Annotated in this window: 1 pseudogene; it reads right to left on the bottom strand. The window is 76.1% G+C overall.

Annotation, left to right across the window (positions count from 1 at the left end):
- Positions 1 to 210, bottom strand: a pseudogene (locus CH341_RS33945) (hypothetical protein); the annotation flags it as partial.
- Between the last annotated feature and the right edge of the window lie 187 nt (positions 211 to 397).

Below are 397 nucleotides of genomic sequence, written 5' to 3'. Positions count from 1 at the left end.
CGCCGCCTCGGGGGAGGCGGGGCCGGCCGGCGCGGCGGGCGGAGCCCCGGTGTCGGCCGGCGGCGCCGGCTCGGTCCGGGCGGGCGTGTCGTCGGCCGTCTGGGCGAGCGCCGGGCCGGCCGCGGCCGACAGGCCCAGCGCCGCCGCGAGGACGACGCGTGGCCATGGCACCGCGTGGCCCCGGTGCCGTCTCGACTTGGATCCTGCCATCGTGGACTCCGCTCGGGGGCTTGGAGAAGCTGGGTTCGATCGTGCCGACGAGACCGCGCCGAACAGGACCGCCATCCCGAGACGCGAGATCCTAATCCAGGCACCGTGCACCGCCGGCAGCCGTCATGTTGCCGCACGGAAAGGGCCAGATTGTAGCCGCCGGGTCGCGAACGCGAAAGGCGGCCGA

The organism is Rhodoplanes roseus (assembly GCF_003258865.1).
Taxonomy (GTDB): domain Bacteria; phylum Pseudomonadota; class Alphaproteobacteria; order Rhizobiales; family Xanthobacteraceae; genus Rhodoplanes; species Rhodoplanes roseus.
Note: the sequence above shows the minus strand (reverse complement) of the source record. Positions and strands in the feature narration are given on the sequence as shown.